A 19283-nucleotide genomic window follows, 5' to 3' on the forward strand; every position below is an offset into this window, starting at 1 on the left:
ATACAGGAGGAATATAAGTGGATGATTTGAGTCAATATGAAAAGTCACAGCTTAGCCAAAAAGATTTGGAGGATATTATAGAATCGTCTTATGATGGAATATATATAACTGATGGAAAAGCCAATACTTTAATAATAAACAAAGCTTATGAAGAATTAACGGGTTTAAATAAAGAAGATATGCTGGGAAAGAATATGTTAGATTTAGAGAAAGAGGGATATATATCTAAATCTGCAACTTTGATGGTGCTAAAGTATGGTAGAAGTGTCACTATAGAACAAGAATTTAACACAGGGAAGAAGTTGCTAGTATCAAGTAATCCAATATTTGATGAAGATAGACAAATAGCTCTTGTTGTAACTAACGTAAGAGATGTAACATTGCTACTTCAATTAAAGGAGCAGCTAGAAAAAAATAAAGAACTTACAAAAAAGTATTACTCACAAATAGAAGAAATGAAGCTTCAACTTTTACACTCTAATGACATAATTGCAGAAGACGAAAATATGATAAAGACCATAAAATTAGCTAGAAGAGCAGCAAAAGTTAAGACTACTGTGCTGCTAAGAGGTGAGACGGGAGTAGGAAAAGAGGAAATCGCAAAATTAATTCATAAAGAAAGTACTAGAAATGCTAATCAATTTATAGAAATAAATTGTGGAGCTATTCCTCATGCACTTATAGAAGCAGAATTGTTTGGCTATGAGAGAGGAGCCTTTACAGGAGCTAATAAAGAAGGAAAACTAGGACTTTTCGAAATTGCTGATGGTGGAACAATATTTTTAGATGAAATAGGTGACCTTCCTTTAGATATGCAGGTAAAGCTTTTAAGAGTTCTTCAAGAAGAAGAAATATTTAGAATAGGTGGAGTAAAACCTATAAAAATAGACGTTAGAATAATAGCTGCAACAAATAAAAATCTAGAGCAAATGGTAATTGATGGTAACTTTAGAGAAGACCTTTATTATAGATTAAATGTAGTTCCCATAACTATTCCGCCTTTACGAGAGAGAAAAGGAGATATAATACCTCTTGCCAATCATTTTCTAATGAAATTTAATGAAAAACATTCAATGAATAAAATTTTTTCTTCTCAGGTTTTAAAATATTTATTCGAATATAGTTGGCATGGAAATGTTAGGGAGTTAAAAAATATAATAGAAAGACTTGTGATTATGGGAAGTAGTCACAGCATAGAATTTGAAGATTTGCCAAATGAGATTAAGGAATTATACAAAGAAAAAATAATAGACATTAAAGAGAATATAATGCCATTAAAAGATGCTGTGGAGACATTAGAATTTAAACTTATAAATAATTCCTATAAAAAATATGGTAATGTAAGAGATGCTGCAAAAGCACTAAATATTGATGCATCTACTTTTGTTAGAAAGAGAAAAAAATATTCAGAAAGGGATTTGTTGCATAAATGAAATTTGTTGCATATATGCAATGGGCTCATAAAATAAAGATTAAATAGGATTTTGTTGCTGTTTTGCAACAAAATCCTTATTTGTTATATATGAAAGTTTTACTTATATATAAAGATAAGCCTATACATATTAAGGTATTAACTTAAGAAAATGAAAATGGGAACGGATATTGCTATAAATTACTACATAGATATATATAATACGAATCTGAGAGGATGGGTTAAAAATGTCATTAATGAGTGGAGAACAATATATTGAAAGTTTAAGAAAGCTTAATTTAGAAGTTTATATGTTTGGTGAGAGGATAGAAAGCCCAGTAGATCACCCCATACTTAGTCCTTCAGCTAATTCAGTAAAAGCTACATATGATTTAGCTCAGATGCCAGAGTATGAAGATCTAATGCTTGCCACTTCACATTTAACTGGGAAGAAAATAAATCGTTTTACTACCATACATCAAAGTGCAGAAGATTTAGTTAAAAAGGTTAAAATGCAAAGACTTTTAGGCCAAAAAACTGCAGCATGTTTCCAAAGATGTGTTGGTATGGACGCTTTCAATGCTGAATACAGCACTACTTATGAAATAGACCAAGCTCATGACACAAACTATCATGAAAGATTTAAAAAGTTTATGGAGTATGTACAAGAAAATGATTTAACTGTAGACGGAGCTATGACTGATCCTAAAGGGGATAGAGCATTATCTCCAAGTAAGCAGGCAGATCCAGATTTATATCTTAGAGTAGTAGAAAGAAGAGAAGATGGAGTTATAGTTAGGGGAGCAAAAGTTCACCAAACAGGAATATGCAACTCTCATGAAGTATTAGTAATGCCTACAATTGCATTAAAACCAGAGGATAAGGATTATGCCATTTCTTTCTCAGTACCAACTGATTCAAAGGGATTGTTCATGGTTATAGGACGTCAATCTTGTGATACAAGAAAAGCTGAAGAAGGGGCAGATATAGATGTGGGAAACAAGGTTTATGGAGGAGTAGAAGCTTTAACTATATTCGACAATGTATTCGTTCCAAATGAAAGGATATTCTTAGATGGGGAAACAGAATTTGCAGGAATGCTTGTAGAAAGATTTGCAGGATTCCATCGTCAAAGTTATGGAGGATGTAAGGTTGGAGTAGGGGACGTATTAATAGGTGCTACAGCACTTGCTGCTGAATATAATGGAGCAGCTAAAGCAAGCCATGTTAAAGATAAGATAATAGAAATGACTCACCTTAATGAAACATTGTATGCTTGTGGAATTGCTTGTTCCGCTGAAGGTCATAAAACTAAATCAGGCAGCTATCAAATAGATTTATTACTTGCAAATGTATGTAAGCAAAATGTCACAAGGTTCCCATATGAAATAGCAAGACTTGCTGAGGATATAGCTGGAGGATTAATGGTAACTATGCCTTCAGAAAAAGATCTTAGAGATGAGAAAATAGGACCATATATTAGAAAGTATTTAGTAGGTAACGCTAAGATTTCAGTAGAAAACCGTATGAGAGTATTAAGACTTATAGAAAATATAACTCTTGGAGCAGCAGCTGTAGGGTATAGAACAGAGTCAATGCATGGAGCCGGCTCGCCACAAGCACAAAGAATAATGATATCAAGACAATCTAACTTAGAGCACAAAAAGTCCTTAGCAAAAGCAATCGCTAGGGTAAATGAATCTCTCTAAGCTAAGTAGTCTATTTAAAAGAATTCTACTGCTTAAGTTTCTTTTTTATTAATTTGGAATGGAGTGAAATTATGCTTGCAAAAGTGCAGAAAATATTAGATAGAAAAGTGAAACCCCATCTGGCAGAGCATTATGGAGATATAGAACTTATACAAGTTGAAGAGGGAATAGTTAAAATAAAGCTATTAGGACAGTGCAGCGGATGCCCTTGTGCTAAATATACTGTAGAGGATGTAATAGAATCTGCATTAAAGCAGGAAATTCCTGAAATAAAAGAAGTTATACTAGATAATGAAGTAAGCAATGAATTGTTTGATATGGCTAAAGCAATTTTAAAAAAGAAAAATGGAACTATATGAAGACAATGATCTAAAAGGTTGAAAATATAAAGAACAATAGAAAAGACTGCAAAATACTGCAGTCTTTTTAAATGCCAGTGAATTAACTACATCCTGTAGTGGAGCCACAGTCTAGACAAACTTTACAAGTACCATTCTTCATCATCCTTGTACTTGAACAAGTAGGACACGTACTATCATAAAGACGCTCTCCTTCAGCAGGTTTATTTTCAGATTTTGAACTATCATAAGCAGTTTGTAGATTTACATTAAACATCTTTGAAAGATATTCCTGGTCTTTAACCTGACATCTTGTAAAATCCCCTAATTCTATATCGATTATTTTACTTATTAAATCAGAAATAGAGGTTACATACTTAATATACGGATGTTTTTTTACAAAGCCATAAGGCTCATATTTTTGACCTCTTAACATTTTAGCGATATCCTGTGGTGGTACATGATATTGTAGCATTACTGAAATTGATTTTGAAAGAGAATTTAAAAGTCCGGTAATTATAGTTCCTTCTCTATCTGTAGTTATATATATTTCAGATATTTCACCATCGGAATTTCTGTTTACAGTAGTATATATTTTAACATCATCAATTTGTGCAGGATGGGTAGTACCTTGGCGTATACCTATTATTTTATCTCTTCTTGAATAGTGATGCTTTGATTGTAAATCACGTACTTTGTCTAACAATTCAGCATAACTTAAGTCTTCAAGTTTCTTACTACCATCTTCAGTTAAACTTGTATTAAGAGGTTGACTTGCCTTTGAACCATCTCTATATAGAGTAATTCCCTTTATGCCAAGCTTCCATGAAGACAGTATTACATCTTTAAAGTGATCTACTGTTGCACTTTTAGGAAGATTTACTGTTTTAGATACAGCACCAGAAATAAGAGGAGTAATGGACGCTACTAGTTTTACGTGACCCATTGGTGCTATATATCTTTTTCCACTTCCGCACTTATTTGCAGTATCAAATATTGCTAAATGCTCTTGTTTTAAATGAGGTGCTCCTTCAATTTTTCCATCTATAATTTTTTCATACTCATATCCATTTTCTTCTACGGTCTCTTTTCTCATAATATAATCAACAATATCTTTTATTTGTTCGCTAGTATAACCTAAGTTATCTAGAGAAATCTCTAAAACAGGGTTTACTATAGTCATGAAACCCCCACCAGAAAGTTTTTTGTATGCAACATGGCTGAAAAAAGGCTCAATGGATGTAGCTCCGCAGTCCATAGCTAAAGATATTGTTCCAGTTGGAGCTAAAACAGATACTTGGGCATTTCTATAACCATACTTTTCGCCAGATTCTAATGAACTTTTCCAAACTTCTCTAAGTGTCTTACTAAGATTAGTAAAGTTCTCTTTTTTAAGTATTTCATGATTAACTTTAACTGGATCATAGTTTAACTTTTCATAAGGAGTATCTAAAGCTCCAGCTACTCTACAATGATTTCTAATTACTCTTAACATATATTCTTTATTCATATTATATTTATTAAAACTTCCCACTTCTTTAGCCATTAGTGAAGAAACATAATATGAATGACCAGTTAGTATTCCTATTAAAGAAGATGCTAGATTTCTTGCTTCATCAGAATCATAAGGATAACCTATGGCCATAAATAATGAAGCTATATTTGCAATGCCTAGGCCGGTTGTTCTGAATAAGTAGGTTTTTCTTGCTATATCTTCTGTAGGAAATTGTCCCCAGTGAATAGAAGCTTCTAAGGCAAGTTGAATTAATCCAACCATATGGACGTATCCATTTAAATCAAATTCTTTTGTATCTGTATTATAAAAATTATATATATTAATTGAAGCTAGATTACAAGATGTATCGTTTAAAAAGGCATATTCACCACATGGATTAGTAGAATTTATTCTATTGTATGGTGCATTGTATTTTCCGTCTTCACCGCAAGGACAAGTGTGCCAAGCATTAAATATATCATCAAATTGTGGAGCAGGGTCTGCACATTTCCATGCACATTCATTAAAAGTATCCCACAATTCAGATACATTAAGTTTCTTATTTACGGAACTATCAACTCTACCTTTTAATTCTATGGTTGAATTAGGATCATTTTCAAGATTGCTTACTTTTTCCATAAATTCATCAGAAAATCTAACAGAATTGTTTCCATTTTGTCCAGAAACAGTCTCGTAAGCCTCACCTTCAAAACTAATGTCATATCCCATTTTGCCTAGAGCCCTAACCTTATCTTCCTCTTTAGCTTTCCAGCTTATAAAATCCATAATTTCAGGATGATCTACATCAAGACATAACATTTTTGCAGCACGTCTTGTGGTACCACCAGATTTTATAGCGCCAGCATTTCTATCTAACCCCTTTAGAAAGCTCATAAGTCCAGAGGAAAATCCACCTCCAGAGAGAGGTTCGCCCTTTGCTCTTATAGAAGAGAAATTAGTTCCAGTTCCAGAACCGCCCTTAAATAGCCTAGTTTCAGTTATATACTGTTCAGAAATAGAATGCAATCCTAAAAGTTTATCCTCTATAGAAAGTATAAAACAAGCTGATGCTTGAGTTCGTGTATATGCATCATTGCTTTCTACAACTTTATTTTCTGCTTCATCATAATAGAAGCTACCGTTTTTTGAACCTTTTATCCCATAAGATAATGCAAGTCCTGTATTAAACCATTGTGGTGAATTAGGTGCATACATTTGGTTTAATAATCCATAAACCATCTCATCATAGAAAATTTCAGCTTCTTTTTCTGTTGTAATTAGCTTTTCATCTTTCAATGCTTCACACCAGAAATTTACTAATCTGTGGGCAACCATTTTCATACTATTTTCATACCCAAGCTTGTTAGGTACACCAGCTCTTCTGAAATATTTCGAAGCTATAATATCACAAGCATTTTGTGAATAATGCTCAGGAAATTCTAAATTTTTCATGTCCACTAAGGTATTTCCAGTTTTATAATCCTTTAAAACTACATCTACTTTTTTCCAATTGAATAAGTCATAAACAGTCTTTGAATTGTCTTTTTCCAACTCTTTGGTATAATATCTATTGATGATCTTTAATATAGAGCTCATATGAATCCTCCTAAACAATACTATATGTAGTTAGTTATTTAATGAAAAATACTACATGTAGTATTATATAGTAAAAGTAGGTAATGTTCAAGAAGAATATTTGTAAAATATTTACTTGACAATCAAAAACCTAATAAAATAGCAGACTTTATGTTAAAAAAATTTTTTCTGTGTAAGTTTTTAACATAAAAGTATATTACAACAAAATGGCGGCCTTGGTAACTACAGAATAAGGTGCTAAAAATCGAAGGTATATAATTCAACAGAGAATCTTCGCTGCGTTAAGAAGTTCTAAGTTTGTGCCTTTAAAAATTGCCTACCCAGTCCTATGCATCGTCCTGATGCAGGCCTGGCTCCCACCCGTCCTAGGTGGGAATTACGGCAATTTTTAAATTCACAAACTAAGAACTTCTAGAACTTGCTCAAAATTCTCTTAATGAATTATACACCTTCTTCCTTTTAGTACCTTAAACTAGGTAAAACAAGGCCGCCATTACTTATACAAAGCATATATTAATAACTGTAGTAGTAATTACTATTTAGACTATAGATAATTTATTAACTGTAGTAAGTATTATTATTAATCAACATTCTATCGCATTTATATATAGTAATTTTTTAAGTTGTACTTAATAATAATTACTTAGTAGCTTTACAGTGTGGCTACGCCATGCAAAATTATCATTTTGCTTTTTGAAGTCCTTTTAGTATTTACTTTAGTAATTATTAGTTGCAACTAATTAAGGCATGTAAGATTACTGGCTAGCATATATGTGTCAATTGAAGAAACTTTGAAGGAATAATTAGTAGTACTTAAGACTGCTGTTTTAAAAATCCGTAATTGTGCTCAAGGACGAGCACAGCCCGCTCCCCGACAGGACTTCGGATGGAGCGGGGTAGGATTTTTAAATAAAGCAGCCTTTAGTACTACTCTATGAACTGAAGGTTTCTCAATGACACATATATGCGTTAGCCAAGTAATCTTATATGCCGCCATTTTGTAGCACTTTACTTTTATTTAGATTTTTTAAATAACTTAATAATTTCATTAAATAGTAACGGCATTAAGCTTAAAATTATTACCCAAAGCCAATCATATGAATTTAATCTATATACATTAAATATATTGGCAAGTATAGGTACATATAAAATAATGTTCTGAAGCAGTATACCTAATATTATAGATATTATTAGAAGTTTATTACTAAATAATCCTAAACTAAATATGGACTTTTTTGTACTTCTCATATTTAGCGAATGTATAAGTTCAGAAATACTCATTACCATAAAAGCCATGGTTTGTGCATGCATAAGAGAATTTGAATATTTTTTCATGCCAATAAAAAATGCAATTAATGTTATAACTCCTATTAAAGCTCCATTAAAAAGTAAATTCCATAAGGAGCCTGCGAAAATACTCTCTTTAGGACTTCTTGGTTTTTCGCCCATGACACTTTCATCCTTAGGATCAACGCCTAAAGCAAGTGCAGGGAGAGAGTCAGTGACAAGATTTATCCATAAAATGTGTATTGGTCTTAATGGAGTAGCCCATCCAATAACTATAGCTATAAATATAGCTATTATTTCCCCCATATTACAGGAAAGTAAAAATAAAATAGATTTCTTAATATTTTTGTATATGTTTCTACCTTCTTTAATAGCAGAAACTATGGTTGAGAAGTTGTCATCAGTTAATATCATATCTGAGGCACCTTTAGCAACGTCTGTACCAGTAATGCCCATTGCCACACCTATATCTGCTATTTTCAGTGATGGGGCATCATTTACGCCATCACCAGTCATGGATACAATATTTCCCTTAGATTTAAATGCCTTAACAATATTAACCTTATGCTCAGGGGAAACTCTTGCAAATACTTTTAATTTATCTATTCTTTCGTTAAGCTCTTCTTGAGTTAAATCATCTATTTCAGAACCGGACATAATTTCTTCGGAGTTTTTAGTTATATCTAATGCCTTAGCAATTGCAAAAGCAGTATCTTTATGGTCACCAGTTATCATTACAGTAGATATTCCAGCCTTTTTACATAAAGCTATAGAGTCTTTTACTTCAAGTCTAGGAGGGTCAATCATACCCACTAAACCAATGAAAGTTAGATTACTTTCAAGAGTGTCTATTTCAACGTGTGAATTAGACATTTTTTTAAAAGCAGAACCTAAAACTCTTAGTGCTTCGCTAGACATATCAGAAGCAAATGACAATATAGTATTTTTTAATTCTTCTGTTAAAGGAGCTATATTGCCATCTATATAAATATTAGAACATATTTTTAAGAGGTTATCAGTTGCACCTTTAGTCATTACGTAAAATTCATTTTCATATTTATTAACTGTGGTCATAAGCTTTCTATCAGAATCAAAGGGAACTTCATCTATTCTTTTATGGTTTTCTTGCAAATCATCTTTAAATATATTAAATTTAACTCCAGCGTTTAAAAGAGCTATTTCAGTAGGGTCACCAGTGGTATTTTCTTCAGAATAGGTAGCATCGTTGCATAGTACTAGATTTTCTACTAATAATCTATGGGCAGAATTATCTATATTTAAATTTTCTATATCATCGAAAATATTGTCAGCATAAAATTTTGTAACAGTCATTTTATTTTGGGTAAGTGTTCCTGTTTTATCTGAACATACAATATTTACAGAACCTAAGGTTTCTACTGCGGGTAGTTTTCTTATAATTGCATTTTCTTTAATCATTCTCTGCACACCTAAAGCAAGCACAATTGTTACAATAGCAGGAAGACCTTCAGGAATGGCAGCAACAGCTAAGCTAATAGAGGTTAGGAATAACTCAAGTAAATCTCTACCTTGTATAAAGCCTATTATAAAAATCACTGCACAAATAGCTAAAGCTGCTATACCTAAAATTTTTCCAAGTTGTTCTAGCCTTCTTTGGAGGGGAGTAAGTTCCTTTTCATTATCTTTTAGCATAGATGCTATTTTACCTATTTGTGTATTCATAGCTGTGCTTACAGCTACTCCGATACCTCTACCATTACTAACCAAAGTAGACATAAAAGCCATATTCTTTTGGTCACCTAAAGGAGTATTTGTATCTTCAATAATTAAATCAGCTTCTTTATCTGCAGGTATTGACTCACCAGTAAGGGCTGATTCTTCAATTTTTAAGTTAGCAGTTTCAATAAGTCTTAAATCACAGGGAATATATCTACCAGCATCTATTACAACAATATCACCAGGCACAATTTCTTCAGAAGAAATTTCTTTTAACTCTCCATTTCTTTTTACAATAGCTTTAGGAGTGGATAAACTTTTTAAAGCTTCTAGTGATTTTTCAGCTTTGGACTCCTGTATTACACCGATAACTGCATTTAAGATTATAATTATTGCAATAATAATGGAGTCACTTATTTCTCCAACTATTGCGGAAATTATTGCAGCTCCTATAAGAATATATATTAATATATCATTTATCTGAGAAATAAGCATTTGAAGCAGTGTTTGTTTTTTTTGAGTTATAAGTTTATTTAGACCGTATTTCTCTCTTCTATTTTGCACTTCTTCAGAAGTAAGACCATTATTAGGGTCAGTATTAAAGTTGTCTAGTATCTCTTCAATTTTTTTAGAATACAACATAACAAAATCACCTCAGTCTTATTATTCTATAGGGCTAATAAAAATATTACTTTTATAATGATATTTTAGTTTTGGTTTTTTATGTGTAAAAAATAAGAACAGCACATAAAAGGAAGCTTTATACTGTTCTTAAAAATAATTATTTAAATTTATTTTAAAAATATTAGATGCTAAATTTAATTTGAAGTGAGATTTATTTTGCTAATGTTAAAATGCTGGAAGAAATTTATAAAACAAAATTCCTAGTATTCCAGAAATAACTATGATTAATATAGGGTGTATTTTAGTTTTAAATAATAATGCTCCAATTATTATACCAATAATAATGCTTTTTATATTTTTGATGCTATAAGAAACTTTTGAAAGGGATATAAATGCAGAAATTATAAGGCCTATAAGTGCAGGACGCATTCCCTTCATAGCAGCCTTTAAAAATTTTGATTCTTTAAATTTAATTATATAATGTGTTGCTATAGAAACTAAAAAGAAGGAGAAGCTAACAACTCCTAAGGTGGCAGCTATACTACCTAAAACACCTTTAACAGTAAATCCAACAAAAGTTGCAGAATTTATAGCTACAGGTCCTGGAGTCATTTGAGATATACCTATTATATCTACAAAGGTTTTTAAATCTATCCATCTATGATTTGTTACAATTTCTTTTTCAATAAAAGGGATCATTGCATATCCACCACCAAAGCTGAACATACCTATTTTCAAAAAAGCTAAAAATAGGTTTATAATTAAATTCATTCATCTACCTTCTTTCTAAAAAACATTAATCCATATAGCCCTGAAAGAATTATTACTATAATTGGATTTATTTTAAAAATAGAAATTGCAATGACGGTGATTATTATAATAAGCAAATTTACTAAGTTTTTATCAATAGATTTTGAAAGACTAACTACTGCAATTAGTACTAGCATAGGCACCGCAGCAGCTATTCCTTTAAAGACTAAATCAACAAAGGCGTTGTTTCTAAATTGAAAAAAGAATGTAGCTATAATTAATATTATAAAAAATGAGGGTAAAACCACACCAAGCAACGCTAATACTGCACCCATTAGTCCACCAATTTTATATCCAATGAAAATAGATGAATTTACAGCAAGGGCTCCTGGAAAGGTTTGAGATATGACTAGTATGTCTAGAAAATCTTCTTTACTTAACCATTCACGATTATTTACAACCTCTGCTTCAATAAGAGGAATCATTGCATATCCGCCACCAAAAGTAAAAGCACCTATTTTAAAAAAACTAACAAACATAGTCAGAAGTCTTTTCACATTTATCACCTTCCCAATATAAACTAAAAAATTTAATTAATACTATTATAGCTGTATATTATTTTACAATCAAATTTACTATACTTTGTTTTTACAGTAATATGCTATATAATATAATTAATGATTTTAGGTGGGGGTGGATCGATGGAGATATCAAGGGTGCGTAGTGGAACACAAATAAGTTCCGAGAAAAAAGTAGTGACTAGTAAAAAGGATTTTTCTCAAAGCTTTAGCTTTGCTCACCAAAGAAAATCTGAACAACAACTTAAACAAATGCTTGAGGATATAAAGAAAAAAGGAAATAGACTTGCTATTACAAAATGTTATGGAGATGTAGCAGCTTATAAAAGGATGATAAAAGAATATTTAGAATCTGTTTTAAGCTATATGTATGGAGTAAAAAAAGACATTAGTTTTTGGCAGACTCAATATTTTATAACAGTTGAAACTATAGACTTAAAATTAGAAGAATTAACTCAGATGCTTTTAAGTGAAGAAAAGGAAAATTTAAGTATTGCTAGTACTATTGATGAAATATCAGGACTTATAGTTGATATATATAAGTAGTTTATAATAAAAGGGATTAAGTCATAAACAATTATGACTTAATCCCTTTCTATATTTTAAGATTTAAATCCATGTACTGAAGTCAGCGTCAGACGGCATTCTCCAGTCTCCTCTAGGAGATAAGCTTATAGTTCCTACTTTTGGACCATCGGGAAGAGCTGAGCGTTTAAATTGTTGGGTAAAGAATCGTTTTATAAATTTCTCAAACCATTTTTCAATAGTATTATTATCATAAATATCCTTAAAAGCTTCTTTTGAAAGAAATAATATCTTTTCAGGGGTAGCACTTTGTCTTATAAAATAATATAAGAAAAAGTCATGAAGCTCATAAGGCCCAACTATATCCTCGGTTTTTTGAGATATTTCTCCATTTTTATCCTTAGGAAGAAGTTCAGGACTAACAGGAGTATCCAAGATATCAACAAGAATATCAGATACTTCTTTAGCAACTTCTTTGTCAGATACATATTTTACTAGATATCTAACAAGAGTCTTAGGAACAGAGCAATTTACAGAGTACATGGACATATGATCTCCGTTATAAGTAGCCCATCCTAAGGCTAGTTCAGACAAATCCCCAGTTCCAACTAATAAAGCTGCTTTCTTGTTAGCTAAATCCATAAGGATCTGTGTTCTTTCTCTTGCTTGAACATTTTCATAAGTTACATCATGAATTTCAGTTGGATGACCAATATCCTTAAAATGTTGGAGACAAGCATCCACTATATTTATTTCTCTTAAATCTGTTCCAAGTTCTTTACATAGACTAATAGCATTGTTGTAGGTTCTATCTGTGGTTCCAAATCCTGGCATGGTTATAGCTATTATATTTTTTCTTGGTAATTTTAGCATATCTATGGTTTTAACTGCTACAAGTAGTGCAAGAGTGGAATCAAGTCCTCCTGAAATTCCAATTACAACTTTTTCAATTCCTGTATGATTTAATCGTTTAGCAAGGCCGGCAGTTTGAATATTAAAAATTTCTCTAGATCGCTCTTCTCTTTCATGCTCATTAGAAGGCACAAAAGGGTGTTTATCTATAAATCTATCAAATACAGAAACTTCAGTTTTTGAAAAACTAAATGGAATTTCTAAAGGTTTGAAATTACATAATTTAATACTATCTCTAAAACTTAAGTTTTTAAGTCGTTCATTATTTAGTTTATCTACATCTATTATATAACTTATTATCTCATTTTCTCTTTGGAATCGTTCATTTTCCTCTAATATTATACCGTTTTCACCTATCATCAAATGACCGCTGAATACTAAATCTGTAGTAGATTCGAAAACTCCAGAGGAAGCATAAACATATGAGCACATGCATCTAGCACTTTGAGATTCTACAATAGATTTTCTATAGCTAGCTTTAGATACAAGCTCATTTGAAGCAGATAGGTTACCGATTATATTTGCACCAAACAGACTAAGATAAGAACTAGGTGGTATAACTGTCCATAAGTCTTCGCATATTTCAAAACCAAATCTAAAGGTATCACTTTTGAATATTAAATTTATTCCAAATGGAATATCATTTTGAAAAGATAAGTCAACACGCTCATTAACTATATCTTTACCTTCTGTAAACCAGCGTTTTTCATAAAACTCAGTGTAGTTAGGAATATAACTTTTTGGAACAATTCCAATTAATTTTCCATTATATATTATGTAAGCACAATTATACAAACAATAATTGTAGATTAAAGGAGCCCCTACAGCAATAAGAATATCTTTATTAATAGAAAAACTACACAGAGCTTTTATGGCATCTTCAGATTCCTGAAGTAAATGTTGTTGCAAAAATAAGTCGCCACAGGTATAGGATGTTATGCAGAGTTCAGGAAAAACTATCATTTTAGACTCTTTTTTTAGGGCTATTTCTATACATTTTTTTATATTTTGCAGGTTAAAGTTTATATTTGCTACTTTAGTAATAGGGCATGCAGCAGCAACTCTAATAAAATTCATTTAATTCACACTCCATTTTTTAGATTATAAATACGTCCTTAATAAGTGTAGTGTATGGATATTCTATTAAACTTTATACCCTACAGTATTTATTTGTCAACTTTATGTTAGGTAAATATAATATAAAAAATTGAAACCCATCACTAGCAGATTAGGGCTATTTTTTAAAACATAGCCTTACTCAAATAAACATAGTAAAGTTAAGAGAATAGTGAATAAGGTATTGGAAACCGTAAAAAGGATTAATAGATAAGATTTTATAGATAAAACAAGGTTTTAATTGTAGAATGAAATGCTGTAATATAAACATATGAAACGGATATATTTAGAATTCAAGTATATTAAAGAGGGGGAGTTTATTGTATAATAAAATTATAGGTGACGACGATTAGAAGGAGGGAATATATTATGTGGCAATATCTTTTATTGTGGATAATTGTAGCTGCTGTTGCACTAGGAATAGATTTAGTAACTAGCAGTTTTCTATTTATATGGTTTACCATAGGAGGAATAGTAGCAATAGCATTGGCACTATTTGATTATTCCTTTACAACACAGTTAATTACATTTATAGCAGTGAGTTCTGCCCTAATGGCAGTTGGATATCCAATAGTTAAAAAAACAATTAAAAAAACTGTACCGGTAACTCCAACTATGGAAGAGGAATATATTGGACGAGAATTTATAGTAAATACAGATATAGTAGAAAAAGCTACAGTAAAATTTCAAGGAATATATTGGACAGTTAAAAACGAAGGAGAACTTATATCAAAAGGGGATAAAGTCAAAATTATAAAAATTCAAGGGAATAAACTAATAATAAAGAAAATATAATAAGATAAAAGGATGGTGTAGATCATGATATTAAACATTTTAGGAATAGTATTGTTAATTATTATTCTATTAGCAGTAATATCTTCAATAAAGATAGTAAATACAGGATATGTATACATTGTTGAAAGATTTGGTCAATATCATAGAACTCTTGAACCTGGTTGGCATTTTACAATTCCTTTTGCTGATTTTGTTAGAAAGAAAATATCTACAAAACAGCAAATCTTAGACATACAACCACAAAGTGTTATTACTAAAGATAATGTTAAAATATCAATAGACAATGTTATATTTTATAAGGTTTTAAATTCAAAAGATGCAGTTTATAATATTGAAGATTACAAATCAGGTATAGTATACTCAACTATTACAAATATGAGAAATATAGTTGGTGATATGAGTTTAGATGAAGTATTATCAGGGAGAGATAGAATTAACTCAAAATTATTAGAAATAATAGATGAGATCACAGATGCATACGGCATAAAAATATTGTCTGTTGAAATTAAAAATATTATACCTCCAGCAGAAATCCAAGAGGCAATGGAAAAACAGATGAGAGCAGAAAGAGATAAAAGAGCAACTATTCTTCAAGCAGAAGGACAAAAGCAAAGTGAAATTGCAAGGGCAGAAGGAGAAAAGCAATCTAGAATTCTTCAAGCTGAAGCAGAAAAAGAAGCTAATATAAGAAGAGCTGAAGGTCTTCGTGAATCTCAATTACTTGAAGCTGAAGGTAAGGCTAAAGCTATTGAAATTGTAGCTGAAGCTGAAGCAGAGGCAATAAATAAGATAAATAGAGCCATTATAGAATCAGGAACTAATGAAACAGTTATAGCATTAAAGCAAGTGGAGGCTCTTAAAGAAATGGCAAAATCACCTGCAAATAAGCTTATACTTCCAAATGAAACACTATCTTCTTTGGGTAGTATAGCAGCTATTGGGGAATTGATTAAGAAGTAAAATAATAGAATAAAAAGGCTGTAGACAATACTCAATGTCTACAGCCTTTATAATTAAAAATTTTAGACATAAAATGAATAAATTTATAAAAAAATGCTAAAGATAGTATAAAAATTTTTGCGATTTTCAAACTACTTATTTATTCTAAGTAATACAAATTTAATAAACTGAAGAATATGTAAAATAATTACACGAGTTTTATTATATTGTTAATAAAAAGTATAAAAAAATAAAAAAAATATAAAAAAACTATGTAATTTTTATCTTTTTTATGATATTATATAGCAAATGATAAGAATTTTTAGGGGGTTGTTTATATGGAAGCAAAACAATATGTAGAAAAAATTTATGAAGAACTATTACAGAGAAATTCTGGTCAAAATGAATTTCATCAAGCTGTTAAAGAAGTTTTATACTCTTTAATTCCAGTATTAGAAAAACATCCTGAGTATATTCAAAATGGAATCTTAGAGAGACTTGTTGAACCAGAAAGACAATTAATGTTTAGAGTTCCTTGGGTTGATGATGAAGGTAATGTTAAGGTTAATAGAGGATTTAGAGTTCAATTTAATAGTGCCATAGGACCTTATAAAGGTGGATTAAGATTTCACCCTAGTGTAAACTTAAGTATAATAAAATTCTTAGGATTTGAACAAATATTGAAAAATTCATTAACTGGACTTCCAATAGGCGGAGGAAAAGGTGGTTCAGACTTTGATCCTAAAGGAAAATCAGATAGAGAGATTATGAGATTTTGCCAAAGCTTTATGACTGAGCTTTACAAATATATAGGAAAAGACATGGACGTTCCAGCTGGAGATATTGGCGTAGGCGGAAGAGAAATTGGATATATGTTTGGACAGTATAAAAGAATGACCAGTTCCTATGAAGCTGGAGTTTTAACTGGAAAGGGATTAACTTACGGAGGAAGTCTTGTTAGAACAGAAGCAACTGGATATGGATTAGTTTATTTCGTTGATGAAATGCTAAAAGGCAAGGGAATGAATATAGAAGGAAAAACTGTCGTTGTTTCTGGATCTGGAAATGTTGCTATCTATGCTATAGAAAAAGTACATCAATTAGGTGGAAAAGTTGTAGCATGTAGTGATTCTAATGGTTATGTTTATGATAAAAACGGAATTAATTTAGAAACATTAAAGAAAATAAAAGAAGTTGAAAGAAAGAGATTAACTGAATATGTAAAATATCATTCAGAAGCAGAATATCATGAGGGTAAAGGAGTATGGAATATACCTTGTGATATAGCACTTCCATGTGCTACTCAAAATGAAATAGATGTAGAAGATGCAAAGGCACTAGTTAAAAATGGAGTAATTGCTGTAGGAGAAGGAGCAAATATGCCATCAACTTTAGAAGCTATTGACATATTTATTGAGAATGGTATTTTATTTGCACCTGCAAAAGCAGCTAATGCTGGTGGAGTTGCAGTTTCAGCTTTAGAAATGTCTCAAAACAGCATTAGATATTCTTGGTCTTTTGAAGAAGCTGATGCAAAATTGAAGAATATTATGAAGAACATATATGAAAACTCAGTAAAATGTTCAGAAGTATATGGATATAGTAACAACTTAGTAGTTGGAGCTAATATTGCTGGATTCTTAAAGGTTGCTGAAGCTATGTTAGCACAAGGGGTAGTGTAAAACCACATATTTTTAAGAAGTTTTTAATAATTTAAAATATAAAATAGATAATACTCAAAGTAAAGAGTATTATCTATTTTTTTGTTAATATAAAAATTGTGAAAATTTCTTTTGACAAGCTGTATTTATATATTTTAAACTATACAGTGTCAGTAAAAGATATATAAAATAGTTTTATGAGGAGAAGTGAGGATGAGCATATTAACAGTAAAAAATATGAATCATGGTTTTGGTGATAGGGCAATATTTGAAGATGTATCTTTTAGATTATTAAAAGGAGAGCATGTTGGATTTATTGGAGCTAATGGTGAAGGTAAATCTACATTTATGAATATCATTACTGGTAATTTGATGCCAGATGAAGGTGAAATTAAATGGTCAAATAAAGTTAGAGTAGGATATATGGATCAGCATATAGTATTAGAAAAAGGCAAAACTATTAGAGATATACTAAAAGATGCTTTTAAGTATCTTTTTGATTTAGAAGAAGAAATGATAAATATTACAGATAAAATGGGAGAAGCTTCTCCAGAAGAACTTGAAAAACTATTAGAAGATATGGGAAATATTCAAGACCTATTAGATAATAACGATTTTTACACAATTGATGCCAAAATTGAAGAGGTATCTGGAGGACTTGGAATTAAGGATGTTGGTTTGGATAGAGATGTTACAGAATTAAGCGGCGGACAAAGAACTAAGGTTTTGCTTGCAAAACTCCTTTTAGAAAAACCAGATATACTATTATTAGATGAACCTACAAACTATTTAGATGAAGAGCATATAGAATGGCTGAAAAGATATCTTCAAGCTTATGAGAATGCTTTTATATTAATATCTCATGACATACCTTTTTTAAACAGTGTAATAAATATAATTTACCATGTAGATAATAAAAAGTTAACAAGATATGTTGGGGATTATGATAATTTCTTGAGAATATATGAAGCAAATAAGAAGCAATTAGAGGCTGCTTATAGAAGACAACAACAGGAAAAAGAAAAACTAGAAGACTTTATTGCTAGAAATAAAGCTAGAATATCTACCACAGGTAGAGCAAAATCTAGGCAAAAAGTTTTGGACAAAATGGAAATGATAGAATTACCTCAAGAAAAACCTAAGCCAGAATTTAATTTCAAGACTGCTAGAGCTTCAGGAAAAGTAATATTTGAAACAACCGATCTAGTTATAGGATATACAGAACCGTTATCTAAGCCTTTAAATTTAAGAATGGAAAGAGGCCAAAAAATAGCCTTGCGTGGAGCTAATGGATTAGGAAAAACAACCCTATTAAAGAGTTTACTAGGAGATATTAAATCAATAAGCGGCAAAGTTTACAGAGGAGAGTATCAATATGTGGGATACTTTGAGCAAGAAGGAAGCAAGGACAATAGAAATACTTGTATTGAAGAGTTCTGGAAAGAGTTTCCTGGGTTTACTCAATATGAAGTAAGAGCTGCTTTAGCTAAATGTGGTCTTACAACTAAGCACATTGAAAGTAAGGTTATGGTTTTAAGTGGAGGAGAACAAGCAAAGGTAAGACTTTCTAAGTTAATTAATAGGGAGACAAATATATTAATACTTGATGAGCCTACTAACCATCTTGATGTAGATGCAAAGGAAGAATTAAAAAGAGCTCTTAAAGAATATAAGGGAAGCATACTTTTAGTTTCTCATGAACCTGAATTTTATGAAGATATAGTCACTGATGTATGGGATTGTGAAAGTTGGTCCACTAAAATAGTTTAAATTTTTACAAATATTGCAACATAAAAACATGTAAAAAATTTGTTTTAATATGATATAATTAATATACAAAATGTAATTTAGG

General features: G+C 30.9%; 13 protein-coding genes. 8 read left to right on the forward strand and 5 right to left on the reverse strand.

Annotation, left to right across the window (positions count from 1 at the left end):
- The first annotated feature begins 17 nt into the window (after positions 1-17).
- From ACWW38_RS16250 to ACWW38_RS16260, 3 genes are all read left to right on the forward strand, one after another.
- Positions 18-1433, forward strand: coding sequence for a sigma-54 interaction domain-containing protein (locus ACWW38_RS16250; protein ID WP_456258566.1), 1416 nt, complete (start codon positions 18-20; stop codon positions 1431-1433).
- Between the two features lie 226 nt (positions 1434-1659).
- Complete coding sequence (locus ACWW38_RS16255) at positions 1660-3120, forward strand: 4-hydroxyphenylacetate 3-hydroxylase family protein (protein WP_456258567.1); 1461 nt, start codon at positions 1660-1662, stop codon at positions 3118-3120.
- A gap of 71 nt (positions 3121-3191) precedes the next feature.
- Positions 3192-3479 (forward strand): NifU family protein, encoded by a 288-nt coding sequence (locus ACWW38_RS16260; RefSeq protein ID WP_456258568.1) that lies wholly within the window; start codon positions 3192-3194, stop codon positions 3477-3479.
- 82 nt (positions 3480-3561) lie between these two features.
- Here the strand turns inward: ACWW38_RS16260 and ACWW38_RS16265 are convergent, their stop codons facing one another.
- From ACWW38_RS16265 to ACWW38_RS16280, 4 genes are all read right to left on the reverse strand, one after another.
- Positions 3562-6549 carry a vitamin B12-dependent ribonucleotide reductase gene (locus ACWW38_RS16265; RefSeq protein WP_456258569.1) on the reverse strand — a complete coding sequence of 996 codons (2988 nt, stop codon included), beginning with the start codon at positions 6547-6549 and terminating at the stop codon, positions 3562-3564.
- 1014 nt (positions 6550-7563) lie between these two features.
- Entirely contained in the window at positions 7564-10173 is a 2610-nt protein-coding gene (locus tag ACWW38_RS16270) for a calcium-transporting P-type ATPase, PMR1-type (protein WP_456258570.1), read from the reverse strand.
- A gap of 207 nt (positions 10174-10380) precedes the next feature.
- Entirely contained in the window at positions 10381-10926 is a 546-nt protein-coding gene (locus ACWW38_RS16275; protein WP_456258571.1) for a chromate transporter, read from the reverse strand.
- Complete coding sequence (locus tag ACWW38_RS16280; RefSeq protein WP_456260477.1) at positions 10923-11444, reverse strand: chromate transporter; 522 nt, start codon at positions 11442-11444, stop codon at positions 10923-10925. Before ACWW38_RS16280 ends, ACWW38_RS16275 begins: the two co-directional genes overlap by 4 nt.
- Positions 11445-11606: 162 nt before the next feature.
- Between ACWW38_RS16280 and ACWW38_RS16285 the strand changes: the two genes are divergently transcribed.
- The gene (locus ACWW38_RS16285) at positions 11607-12029 is read left to right on the forward strand and encodes a YaaR family protein (protein ID WP_456258572.1); all 423 of its coding nucleotides are present in this window, start codon (positions 11607-11609) and stop codon (positions 12027-12029) included.
- A gap of 63 nt (positions 12030-12092) precedes the next feature.
- On the opposite strand, the gene ACWW38_RS16290 is transcribed toward ACWW38_RS16285, so the two are convergent.
- Complete coding sequence (locus ACWW38_RS16290; RefSeq protein ID WP_456258573.1) at positions 12093-13997, reverse strand: NAD(+) synthase; 1905 nt, start codon at positions 13995-13997, stop codon at positions 12093-12095.
- Between the two features lie 408 nt (positions 13998-14405).
- On the opposite strand from ACWW38_RS16290, the gene ACWW38_RS16295 reads away from it, so the two are divergent.
- From ACWW38_RS16295 to ACWW38_RS16310, 4 genes are all read left to right on the forward strand, one after another.
- Complete coding sequence (locus ACWW38_RS16295) at positions 14406-14831, forward strand: NfeD family protein (RefSeq protein WP_456258574.1); 426 nt, start codon at positions 14406-14408, stop codon at positions 14829-14831.
- Positions 14832-14855: 24 nt separating this feature from the next.
- Positions 14856-15791 (forward strand): SPFH domain-containing protein, encoded by a 936-nt coding sequence (locus tag ACWW38_RS16300; RefSeq protein ID WP_456258575.1) that lies wholly within the window; start codon positions 14856-14858, stop codon positions 15789-15791.
- A 317-nt stretch (positions 15792-16108) separates the two neighbouring features.
- A complete protein-coding gene (gene gdhA, locus ACWW38_RS16305; protein ID WP_456258576.1) occupies positions 16109-17452 on the forward strand; it encodes an NADP-specific glutamate dehydrogenase in 1344 nt (447 codons plus the stop codon).
- Between the two features lie 192 nt (positions 17453-17644).
- Complete coding sequence (locus ACWW38_RS16310; RefSeq protein ID WP_456258577.1) at positions 17645-19201, forward strand: ABC-F family ATP-binding cassette domain-containing protein; 1557 nt, start codon at positions 17645-17647, stop codon at positions 19199-19201.
- Positions 19202-19283: the final 82 nt, after the last annotated feature.

It is taken from the genome of Clostridium sp. JNZ J1-5 (assembly GCF_053901425.1).

What these genes read in the sequence shown, in the direction of transcription:
- ACWW38_RS16280 (WP_456260477.1), bottom strand. Translation starts at nt 11,444, where the DNA reads ATGTTTGTTAGTTTTTTTAAAATAGGTGCTTTTACTTTTGGTGGCGGA.
- ACWW38_RS16290 (WP_456258573.1), bottom strand. Translation starts at nt 13,997, where the DNA reads ATGAATTTTATTAGAGTTGCTGCTGCATGCCCTATTACTAAAGTAGCA.
- ACWW38_RS16300 (WP_456258575.1), top strand. Translation starts at nt 14,856, where the DNA reads ATGATATTAAACATTTTAGGAATAGTATTGTTAATTATTATTCTATTA.
- ACWW38_RS16295 (WP_456258574.1), top strand. Translation starts at nt 14,406, where the DNA reads ATGTGGCAATATCTTTTATTGTGGATAATTGTAGCTGCTGTTGCACTA.
- ACWW38_RS16310 (WP_456258577.1), top strand. Translation starts at nt 17,645, where the DNA reads ATGAGCATATTAACAGTAAAAAATATGAATCATGGTTTTGGTGATAGG.
- ACWW38_RS16265 (WP_456258569.1), bottom strand. Translation starts at nt 6,549, where the DNA reads ATGAGCTCTATATTAAAGATCATCAATAGATATTATACCAAAGAGTTG.
- ACWW38_RS16260 (WP_456258568.1), top strand. Translation starts at nt 3,192, where the DNA reads ATGCTTGCAAAAGTGCAGAAAATATTAGATAGAAAAGTGAAACCCCAT.
- ACWW38_RS16270 (WP_456258570.1), bottom strand. Translation starts at nt 10,173, where the DNA reads ATGTTGTATTCTAAAAAAATTGAAGAGATACTAGACAACTTTAATACT.
- ACWW38_RS16285 (WP_456258572.1), top strand. Translation starts at nt 11,607, where the DNA reads ATGGAGATATCAAGGGTGCGTAGTGGAACACAAATAAGTTCCGAGAAA.
- ACWW38_RS16275 (WP_456258571.1), bottom strand. Translation starts at nt 10,926, where the DNA reads ATGAATTTAATTATAAACCTATTTTTAGCTTTTTTGAAAATAGGTATG.
- gdhA (WP_456258576.1), top strand. Translation starts at nt 16,109, where the DNA reads ATGGAAGCAAAACAATATGTAGAAAAAATTTATGAAGAACTATTACAG.
- ACWW38_RS16255 (WP_456258567.1), top strand. Translation starts at nt 1,660, where the DNA reads ATGTCATTAATGAGTGGAGAACAATATATTGAAAGTTTAAGAAAGCTT.